Source organism: Microbacterium sp. H6 (assembly GCF_003314775.1).
Taxonomy (GTDB): Bacteria; Actinomycetota; Actinomycetes; order Actinomycetales; family Microbacteriaceae; genus Microbacterium; species Microbacterium oxydans.
Genome location: NZ_QOAY01000065.1, coordinates 1 through 9,679, shown reverse-complemented (window position 1 = coordinate 9,679; position 9,679 = coordinate 1). Strand labels below are relative to the sequence as shown.

Genomic DNA, 9,679 nt, shown 5'->3' with positions numbered 1-9,679 from the left:
GAGAGGGCGTTGTACCAGCCGTAACCGTCAGCGGCGAAGTAGGCGAACGGCGCCGTCAGCGAGATGACGAGATTGACGGCGAAAGCGATCACCGCGATGAGGAACGCGACCCTTCCGAGCGGGTTCCCCGTGTCAGCGGGGTGCTGCGGCGCACCATAAGACGGAAGCGGTGCCGGCGGGTACTGGGGTGCTGCGGGGTGCTGCGGGGCGGGGTACTGCGGGGAGGGGTTCTGCGGTGCTGCGGGGTTCTGCGATGTCGTCGGGTACTGCGGAGACGCGGGCAGGTGCGGGGCGGGGGGACCGGAAGGTCGCTGAGGCTCGCTCATGACGACGAGCGTAGCCCCCGCGGTCATGGTGCTGGTCAGCGGTAACCGTGCCCCGACTCGGCCTGCTGCCCGACATCGCGTCCTGCGAGGCGCGTCCAGTCGGTCGGGGTGCGACGGTATCCGTCGCGGCGCAGTTCGACGAAGGTGGCGATCGTGGCCCACGCGGCGAGGGCGAGGAGTGCGATGAGGAGTATCATGGCAGAAACGCTACGTTCGATGCCGAACCGCCACGAGTGGCAGAATAGACTCTGAACGTATGAAAACTGCCAACCGAGAGTGTGTATGAAGACGGTCGCCTGTGTCATCCAGGACGGGTTCGCGCCCTTCGAATTCGGCGTCGCCTGCGAGGCGTTCGGCCTCGACCGCGCCGATGACGGGGTGCCGAACTTCGACTTCCGCATCGTCGCTCCCCGTGCCGGCGTCGTGACGTCGAAGATCGGCTTCTCGGTGAACGTCGAGCACGATCTGACCTTCGCCTACGAAGCCGACCTCGTGGTGTTCTGCCCTCTTCCCCGGGAGAACTGGGGCGACGTGGATCCGCTTCTGGTCGACGTCGCCCGCCATGCGGTCGACCGCGGCGCGTGGGTGATGAGCGTGTGCAGTGGATCGTTCATCCTCGCCGCTGCCGGGGTGCTCGACGGTCGACGCGCCACCACGCACTGGATGTACGCGCACGTCATGGCCGACATGTATCCGCAGATCGACATCGACCCCGACGTGCTGTTCGTGCAGGACGGCAAGATCATCACGAGTGCCGGCACCGCGGCGGGCATCGACGCCTGCCTGCATCTGCTCCGGCAGGAGGTGGGTGCCGAGCTCACCAACCGCATCGCCCGCCGGATGGTCGTGCCCCCGCAGCGCGACGGAGGCCAGGCACAGTTCATCGATCGCCCCATCCCCGTCGTCCCCACCGATTCGCTCGCCGCGGTCGCCGACTGGGCTGTCGAGCACCTGCGCGAAGACCTCGGTGTCGACCAGCTGGCGGCCAGGGCCCTCATGTCGCCGCGCACGTTCGCCCGCCGGTTCAAAGCCGAATACGGCGCGACGCCGGCGGCCTGGCTCGCGCGTCAGCGCATCATCCACGCGCAGCGGATGCTGGAGCGCACCGACCTGCCGCTCGAGCACATCGCCGACGATTGCGGATTCGGTTCAGCGGCTGTGCTGCGGCAGAACTTCGCGAGAGTGCTCGGGCTGACCCCCACCGCCTACCGTGCGCGGTTCTCCTGTGCCGAGGAATCCGCGGTGCCCGCGGCCTGAGCCGGGCGGGTCCATCACGCAGCCGGATTCAGTGTCCAGGCCGGATTCAGTGTCCAGCCGGGGTCGCTGCTCAGCCAGGGTCAGTGTTCAGGCCGGATTCAGTGTTCAGACCAGTGCGCAGGTGCGGGCAGTGCGACGTCGCGCACCTCGACCCCGTCCTTGGTGACGGCGGCGATGCAGTAGAGCAGGGACTGCGTGGGGTAGCCGTGCGGCCGGTTGTCGCGGATGATCGCCCTGTCGTCTTCCGGAGGGAGCGCGGTCGAAGATGCGAGCAGGGCCGTCCACTCGGCCGTCCAGTCGTCGCTGTCGGCGGTCGGACCCAGGGCGCGGAATTCGGGCAGCCACGCCTGGATCCGCGGAGTCGTCGCATCGTCGAGATCGTCGTGCGCGATCATGTGCGTTCCGGGGTCGATGGGTGTCTCGCGAAGCTCGACGCCGTCCCACGAGAGCACTCTCGCGCCGGCGGGACCCACCTCGAGCAGGTTGAAGCCGTGCATCGGCAGTGGTGCGACCGGCGATCGGCCCGTCACCGACTCCAGGGCGAGGGCGCCGCGGGACACCGCGTGAGCTGCGGGGAGGTCACGCACGTCCGCGCGGTTCAGCAGCACGGCGAGTCGTCCTTCTGCCGGGTTCGCGGCCAGCCACGCGCCGCCCGCTCGGCGGTCGCGGATACCCACCACGCCCGGAAAGTCGTCCGGCCACCACGCTCCGAGGGAGTCCCAGGCCCGCAGCGGGTCTTCGTCGCGGACCGCCAGAAGTCGTGCGGATCCGGCATTCTCGACATCGATCACGACCGTGCACACGGCATCAAGTCTAGGTCGGCGGAACGATCGTCGGCCCGCGGCGGTGGATGCTGGGGCAGAATCGAGACGTGAACATCGTGGTCGGAGTCACAGGCGGCATCGCCGCGTACAAGACGGTGCATCTGGTGCGCCTGCTCACGAAGGGCGGCCACGACGTGACCGTGGTGCCCACCGCGGATGCGCTGCGCTTCGTCGGGCTGCCTACATGGGAGGCGATCAGTCGTCACCCCGTGACAACGAGCGTGCACGAGGATGTGGCACGGGTGCGGCACGTGGCTCTCGGTCAGGCGGCCGACCTCGTGATCGTGGCGCCGGCGACCGCGAACTCGATCGCGAAGATCACTGCCGGGCTCGCCGACGATCTCCTGGGGACCACCCTGCTCGCGACCGAGGCCCCGGTGCTGATCGCTCCGGCGATGCACGCCGAGATGTGGCGGAACAAGGCGACACAGGCGAACATCGCGACCCTGCGGGAGCGCGGTGTGCACCTGGTGGGTCCTGCCGACGGTGAGCTCGCCGGTGGTGACAGCGGTCCCGGCCGGATGTCGGAACCCGAGGAGGTCTTCGCCGCCGCGCAGGCGCTGCTGGCTCCCGGTGACCTCGCCGGCGTGCGGGTGGTGGTCTCGGCCGGCGGCACTCGCGAGCCGATCGATCCCGTGCGTTTCCTCGGCAACCGCTCCAGCGGCCGGCAGGGTGCGGCGCTCGCCGCGGAGGCGGCCGCTCGCGGAGCCGAGGTCACCCTGGTGTCGGCGAACATCTCGGGTGACGTGCTCGCCGACGTGCGGCATCCGTCGATCCGCGTCGTCGGCGTGGGCTCCGCGATCCAGCTCGCAGAGGTGATGAAGCGTGAGGCCGCAGAGTCGGACGTGATCGTGATGGCCGCCGCGGTCGCCGACTACCGACCGGTCGCGGTCTCGGAGCGCAAGCTCACCAAGGAGGGCGGCGGGGTACCCGCCATCGAGCTGATCGAGAACGAGGACGTCGTCGCAGCCCTGGCCTCTGCACGTCGCCCGGGTCAGCTCGTCGTCGGCTTCGCAGCCGAGACTCCGGAGGACGAGGCCGAACTGCTCGCTCGCGCTCGCGGCAAACAGCAGCGCAAGGGTGTCGACCTGCTGGTGGTGAACGAGGTCGGCTGGGAGCGCGGGTTCGAGAGCGCGGAGAATGCCGTGCACATCCTGGGCCCCGGGGGTGCGGTGGCGGCGATCGTCTCCGGCTCCAAACGCGCTGTCGCGTCCGCGATCTGGGACGCGATCGGACGGGAGCGCTGACGAGGCGGACGGACTGGAGGAGAATCTCGGCGAGTGCTAAACTTGAGTCAATAAGACTCAACTTTGATCCCGTCCTCCGACTTGGTGGACGGGAGACGACCAGAAGGAGCAACTCCAGGAGGAGCGCATGACCACCCCGCAGACCGGCAACCAGAACCAAGAGCAGCAGTCCGCCCTCGAGCAGTTCGGCATCAACCTCACCGACCGTGCCCGCGAAGGCAAGCTCGACCCCGTGATCGGACGCGACAGCGAGATCCGTCGGGTCAGTCAGGTGCTCACCCGACGCACGAAGAACAACCCCGTGCTGATCGGCGAGCCCGGCGTCGGTAAGACCGCCGTCGTCGAAGGCCTCGCCCAGCGCATCGTCGCCGGCGACGTCGCCGAGTCCCTCAAGGACAAGGAGCTGGTCACGCTCGACATCTCCGCCCTCGTGGCCGGCGCCATGTACCGCGGCCAGTTCGAGGAGCGGCTGAAGCAGGTGCTCAAGGAGATCACCGAGTCCGACGGGCAGGTCATCACGTTCATCGATGAGCTGCACGTGCTGATGGGCGCCGGTGGCGGTGAAGGCTCGGTCGCCGCATCCAACATGCTGAAGCCGATGCTGGCCCGCGGCGAGTTGCGATTGATCGGCGCGACCACCCTCAACGAGTATCGCGAGTTCATCGAGAAGGACGCAGCGCTCGAGCGCCGCTTCCAGCAGGTCTACGTCGGAGAGCCCACTGTCGAGGACACGATCGCGATCCTCCGCGGCCTCAAGGGTCGGTACGAGGCGCACCACGGGGTGACCATCTCCGACAGTGCTCTCGTTGCGGCCGCGGCCCTGTCGAACCGGTACCTGCCCGCGCGTCAGCTGCCCGACAAGGCGATCGACCTGATCGACGAGTCGATGTCGCGGCTCAAGATGGAGATCGACTCGTCTCCGGTCGAGATCGACCAGCTCAAGCGTCAGGTCGACCGGATGAAGCTCGAGGAGCTCGCCCTCAAGCGCGAGAAGGACGCTGCGTCCAAGGAGCGACTGAGCGCCTTGCGCGAGCAGCTCGTCGGCATGGAGCGACAGCTCGCCGAGCTCGAAGCCCGCTGGGCACGCGAGCGTCAGGGTCTGAACCGGGTGGGCGAGCTCAAGAAGCAGCTCGACGACGCGATCACGCAGCGCGACCTCGCCATGCGCAATGCCGACTACACGAAGGCTTCGAAGCTCGAGTACGAGACGATCAAGCGCCTGGAGCGCGACATCGCGGAGGCCGAGCAGGCGGAGGACACCGCGTCGAGCGAGCCTCGCATGGTCAACGAGCAGGTGACCGAGGAGGACATCGCGGCCGTGATCGCCGCGTGGACCGGCATCCCCGTCGGCCGGTTGCTGCAGGGTGAGAGTGAGAAGCTGCTGCACCTGGAGAACGAGCTCGGCAAGCGCCTGATCGGGCAGAAGGACGCCGTGAAGGCCGTGTCCGACGCCGTCCGCCGTTCGCGCGCGGGGATCAGCGACCCCGGTCGTCCGACCGGATCGTTCCTGTTCCTCGGCCCGACCGGTGTCGGCAAGACCGAGCTTGCCAAGGCGCTGGCGGAGTTCCTCTTCGACGACGAGCACGCCATGGTGCGCATCGACATGTCGGAGTACGGCGAGAAGCACTCGGTGTCCCGGCTCGTCGGCGCCCCTCCCGGGTACGTCGGCTACGAGCAGGGTGGTCAGCTGACCGAGGCCGTGCGTCGCCGGCCGTACAGTGTGATCCTGCTCGACGAGGTCGAGAAGGCGCACCCCGAGGTGTTCGACGTGCTGCTGCAGGTGCTCGACGACGGTCGGCTCACCGATGGGCAGGGGCGCACGGTCGACTTCTCGAACGTGATCCTGATCCTCACCTCGAACCTGGGCTCGCCCATCCTCATCGACCCCGTGCTCGCACCCGATGAGAAACGCGACCAGGTGATGGCGCTCGTGCGGCAGGCGTTCCGTCCGGAATTCCTGAACCGCCTCGACGACATCGTGATGTTCTCGGCGCTGAGCGAAGACGACCTCGCACAGATCGTGGAGCTCTCGGTCGACCAGCTGCACGACCGGCTGAAGGACCGGCGACTCACCCTCGCGGTCACTCCGGATGCGCGGGCCTGGCTCGCCGAGCGCGGGTACGACCCCATGTTCGGTGCTCGTCCGCTGCGCCGCCTCATCCAGAGCGAGGTGCAGAACAAGCTCGCGACCGCGCTGCTCTCGGGCAACGTGCACGACGGCGACACGGTTCGCGTCGACGTGGCCGCCGACGGGATGGGCCTCGTGCTCACCTCGACGACGCCGGAGCCCGAGGCCGACTCCGACTCCGACGAGGATGACGTGATCGAGGCGGAGCTCCTCGAGGACTGACACGCCACGACTGAGCTGAACCGCTCGGACACAGAAGAGGGACCAGCGGGTGATCCGCGGGTCCCTCTTCTCGTGGGGTCTCGGCTTTGACGTGCGGGCTCAGCACTCTCGTGCAGGCTCAGCCGCGCAGACCGGAGGCCGCGGCGAGTGCGCGACCGGTGAGGGAGTCGTCGTCACGCACGATCTCGGACGGCGTCCCGCTGAAGATCAGGCTCCCGCCGTCGGATCCCGCCCCCGGACCGATGTCGATGATGTGATCGGCACGGGCGACCACTCGCAGGTTGTGCTCCACGACCACCAGCGTCGCTCCCTCCTCGAGCAGGTCGTCGAAGAGGAGGTTGATGGTGTCGACGTCGGAGGGGTGCAGGCCGGAGGTCGGCTCGTCGAGGATGATGCGGTCCGCCCGGTCGCGGTGCGGATCGCTGAGGTGGCGGGCCAGCAGCAGACGCTGCTTCTCCCCGCCGGACAGCGTGTCGAGCGACCGGCCGACCGGGATGTATCCCAGTCCGGTGCGCTGCACCCAGGCCAGGGCCTCGACCACGTCGGCATGGGCGGAGAAGAGGGCGCTGACCTCGGCCGGTGGTGCCGCCAGCACGTCGGCGATCGTGGCGCCGTCGACCTGCACGGCCAGAGCGGTCGGGTTGAAGCGCAGCCCGCCGCACGCATCGCAGGGGAGGGACACGTCGTCGAGGAACGCGAGCTCGGTCGTGATGTGGCCGCGGCCGCGACAGGTGGGGCACGCCCCGCGGGAATTGAAGCTGAACCAGGAGGGGTCGAGGCCGGAGGCATCCGCGAACACCGCCCTGACGGTGTCGGCGATGCGAAGGATGCTCAGGGTCGTGGATCGGACGCCGCCGCGCAGCGGTTCCTGTCCGACGACCGTGAAGTCCGGGTGCTGGCGTGGCAGCTCCGCGGTCGCGAACGAGCTCTTGCCGGAACCGGCGACTCCCGTGACGGCCGTGAGCACGCCCAACGGGATGTCGACGTCGAAACCTCGCAGGTTGTGCGAGCGCGCATCCCGCACCGTGATCCGGCCTGACGGTGCCCGTGTCGCTCGACGGATCGGCAACGGCTCGGCGAGCAGGCGCCCCGTCAGTGTGTCGCCGGCGCTGAGCTCGGCCGGCGTCCCCTCGAACTGCACGAGCCCACCGGCAGACCCCGCACCGGGACCGAGGTCGATGATGTGGTCGGCGACCGCGATCACCTGCGGGTGATGCTCGACGACGAGGATCGTGTTCCCGGCATCGCGCAGTCGTTGGAGCAGGGCGACGAGGCGCTGGATGTCGGCGGGGTGCAGCCCGGTGCTCGGCTCGTCGAACACGTAGGTGACGTCGGTGAGCGCGCTGCCGAGGTGTCGCACGATCTTGACGCGCTGCGCCTCGCCGCCGGACAGCGTCGCCGACTCGCGGTCGAGCGCGAGGTAGCCAAGGCCGACCGAGAGCAGGGCGTCGAGCGCATGACGGATCCCTTCGACCGCCGGTGCCACCCGTGGGTCGTCGAACTCCTCGAGCAGCGCGTGCAGCTCGGAGACCGGCATGCGCATCCAGTCCACGATCGAGCGCCCGGCGATGAGGCTGGCCCTCGCGGCTTCGTTCACGCGCGCGCCGCGGCAGTCGGGGCAGGTGTGATGCGTCACGAGTCGGTCGAGCTCTTCGCGCACGGAGGCTGACATCTTCACCGGACGCTGCTTGAGGAACACGTCGCGCATCCGCGTGATGACCCCGTCGAAGCGCGCGCTCTGCGGGAAACGCGGGTCGGGGTCCTCGAGCTTGAGCTTGTCGGCATAGAGGAACTGGTCCATCTCCTCGGCCGTGTAGTCCTTGAGCGGCTTCTCGCGGTCGAACAGTCCACAGTAGGCGAAGCGTTTCCAGCGGTACACGCCTGGACGGAACAGGCTGAACCGCACCGGGCCCTCGTCGATGTTCTTCTCGGGGTCGATCAGTTCATCGATGTCGATGTCGTACACCGTGCCGAGCCCTTCGCAGGTCGGGCACATGCCGGAGGGGTCGTTGAACGAGTACGCGGGGGAGTAGCCGGCTGACGGCTCGCCGACGCGGGAGAAGACGAGGCGCACGAGCGAGGCCAGATCGGTCGCGGTCGCCACGGTCGAGCGCGCGTTGCCCGTGAACCGACGTTGGTCGATCAGCACCGTGAACGTCAGACCGTCCATCGCCTGCACGTCCGGAGCGGGCAGCTGCGGCAGTCGCGAGCGGATGAACGTCGAATAGGAGTCGTTCACGAGCCGCTGCGCCTCGGCGGCGATCGTGTCGAGCACCAGCGACGACTTGCCCGAACCCGAGACGCCGGTGAAGACGGTCAGCAGCTTCTTGGGGACGTCGACGGAGACGTCGCGGAGGTTGTTCGTCCGTGCGCCGGTGATGCGGAGCATATCCATCCGCACACGCTAACGGGGCCCCCGGACAAACCGGAGACCCCGTTGACAGCGTCGGCGGGAGCGGTCAGGCGCTGAGGACGACCGTCTCGTCGATGGGGCGACGCACGCGCGGGGCGACCTCGCGCTGCTGCAGCACCTCGGGCAGGGCCTCGATGTCGCCGAACTCGCCGACGGCGAAGACCGTGACCGGCGCGAACCGGGCCTCGAGGTCCGCGAACTCACGGACCACCTCGGGGTCGAAGCCGCTCATCTGGTGCACGAGCAGGCCGTCGTGGTGGGCCTGCACCGAGAAGTGCGCGACCGCCTGGCCGAGGTCGTAGAGTGCGTGCGTGATCGGGGTGCCATCGGCGGTGGCGGTCTCCGCGATCGCGACGACGAGAACCGCGGCGTTGCCGGCCCATGCCTGGTTGAAGCCCATCAGGGCGTCGACGACCTGGGCGTGGAGTGCAGTGCCGCGACGGGCGACGATGAAGCGCCAGGGCTGGATGTTGTTGGCGGACGGGCTCCAGCGGGCGGCCTCGAGGGCGGTCGCGAGCTTGGCCTCGTCGATCGAGTTCTGCGCGTCGAAGGCGCGGGGGCTCCAGCGGCCGGCGAGGACGTCGAGGACGGGGTGCTCGGTCGGGGCGGTGCGGTCGATCACGGGGGTGCTCACAGAAGTGCCTTTCGGAAGGAGTGGATCGGACTCCTTCGTCCGGGTACACGGGAGCCAACAGATGTATGTGCATGCATATTCCCGGATCGTCCGGATGCCCTCGATGGCCGGATCCCGCAGCGACCGGATGCCGATCGCGGTGACGAACAGCGTGACGGCGATCGCGAGCGCCACGGCCACGGGGCCGGCGGACGACACCTCGGCGACGTCGAGCCAGGCGATCGTGTAGGTCGCGACGGCCGCGACCGGGAAGGTGAACGACCAGAAGCCGAGCGTGAACGGGAGCCGACGGTAACGCGGGATGGTGGCGACCTGCGCGGCGACGAGGAGCGTCATGAGACCGGCGAACGCGGACGAGAGCGGCGATGCGATGCCGTCGGTCAGGGCGAAGAGCGCGAGTCCGCCGACGGCCGGCGGGGCCATCAGCACCGCCAGGCTGGGGGTGAGCGCATCCGGCAGCGGGGGGCCGGCGACCAGGCGCACGAGCACGAGCGTCGTCATCACGACCCAGAAGAGGCATCCGACGCCGAACGCCGCCCATCCGAGCCCCGGCAGCCCGAGTGCCTCCGCGGCGGTCGCGGTGATGAATCCGCCGGCGACCGGCGGCAGGATGTACCCGCCGTGGATC

General features: G+C 68.9%; 7 protein-coding genes and 2 pseudogenes. 3 read left to right on the top strand and 6 right to left on the bottom strand.

From position 1 onward, the window contains the following. Together DSP71_RS21945 and DSP71_RS21940 are read right to left on the bottom strand one after the other, a co-directional pair. Positions 1–326, bottom strand: a pseudogene (locus tag DSP71_RS21945) (hypothetical protein); the annotation flags it as partial. 35 nt (positions 327–361) lie between these two features. Then, positions 362–523, bottom strand: coding sequence for a hypothetical protein (locus DSP71_RS21940; RefSeq protein WP_179515740.1), 162 nt, complete (start codon positions 521–523; stop codon positions 362–364). An 85-nt stretch (positions 524–608) separates the two neighbouring features. On the opposite strand from DSP71_RS21940, the gene DSP71_RS04450 reads away from it, so the two are divergent. Further along, complete coding sequence (locus DSP71_RS04450; RefSeq protein ID WP_113680458.1) at positions 609–1,583, top strand: GlxA family transcriptional regulator; 975 nt, start codon at positions 609–611, stop codon at positions 1,581–1,583. Positions 1,584–1,681: 98 nt separating this feature from the next. Here DSP71_RS04450 and DSP71_RS04445 read toward each other — a convergent pair whose 3' ends face one another. Then, entirely contained in the window at positions 1,682–2,386 is a 705-nt protein-coding gene (locus DSP71_RS04445; RefSeq protein WP_113680457.1) for an NRDE family protein, read from the bottom strand. 68 nt (positions 2,387–2,454) lie between these two features. Here DSP71_RS04445 and coaBC point away from each other — a divergent pair, with 68 nt between their 5' ends. Beyond that, the gene (gene coaBC / locus DSP71_RS04440; RefSeq protein WP_113680462.1) at positions 2,455–3,654 is read left to right on the top strand and encodes a bifunctional phosphopantothenoylcysteine decarboxylase/phosphopantothenate--cysteine ligase CoaBC; all 1,200 of its coding nucleotides are present in this window, start codon (positions 2,455–2,457) and stop codon (positions 3,652–3,654) included. Positions 3,655–3,781: 127 nt separating this feature from the next. Then, positions 3,782–6,004: an ATP-dependent Clp protease ATP-binding subunit gene (locus tag DSP71_RS04435; RefSeq protein WP_082738409.1), complete on the top strand. Its 2,223-nt coding sequence runs from the start codon at positions 3,782–3,784 to the stop codon at positions 6,002–6,004. A 118-nt stretch (positions 6,005–6,122) separates the two neighbouring features. On the opposite strand, the gene DSP71_RS04430 is transcribed toward DSP71_RS04435, so the two are convergent. The 3 genes and pseudogenes from DSP71_RS04430 to DSP71_RS23100 form a co-directional block, all read right to left on the bottom strand. Further along, complete coding sequence (locus tag DSP71_RS04430; RefSeq protein WP_218867278.1) at positions 6,123–8,399, bottom strand: excinuclease ABC subunit UvrA; 2,277 nt, start codon at positions 8,397–8,399, stop codon at positions 6,123–6,125. Between the two features lie 64 nt (positions 8,400–8,463). Continuing rightward, the gene (locus DSP71_RS23105; RefSeq protein ID WP_258546257.1) at positions 8,464–9,051 is read right to left on the bottom strand and encodes a nitroreductase family protein; all 588 of its coding nucleotides are present in this window, start codon (positions 9,049–9,051) and stop codon (positions 8,464–8,466) included. 186 nt (positions 9,052–9,237) lie between these two features. After that, positions 9,238–9,636 (bottom strand): annotated as a pseudogene (locus DSP71_RS23100) (transporter); the annotation flags it as partial. Positions 9,637–9,679 lie beyond the last annotated feature (43 nt).

What these genes read in the sequence shown, in the direction of transcription:
- DSP71_RS21940 (WP_179515740.1), bottom strand. Translation starts at nt 523, where the DNA reads ATGATACTCCTCATCGCACTCCTCGCCCTCGCCGCGTGGGCCACGATC.
- DSP71_RS04450 (WP_113680458.1), top strand. Translation starts at nt 609, where the DNA reads ATGAAGACGGTCGCCTGTGTCATCCAGGACGGGTTCGCGCCCTTCGAA.
- DSP71_RS04435 (WP_082738409.1), top strand. Translation starts at nt 3,782, where the DNA reads ATGACCACCCCGCAGACCGGCAACCAGAACCAAGAGCAGCAGTCCGCC.
- DSP71_RS04430 (WP_218867278.1), bottom strand. Translation starts at nt 8,399, where the DNA reads ATGGATATGCTCCGCATCACCGGCGCACGGACGAACAACCTCCGCGAC.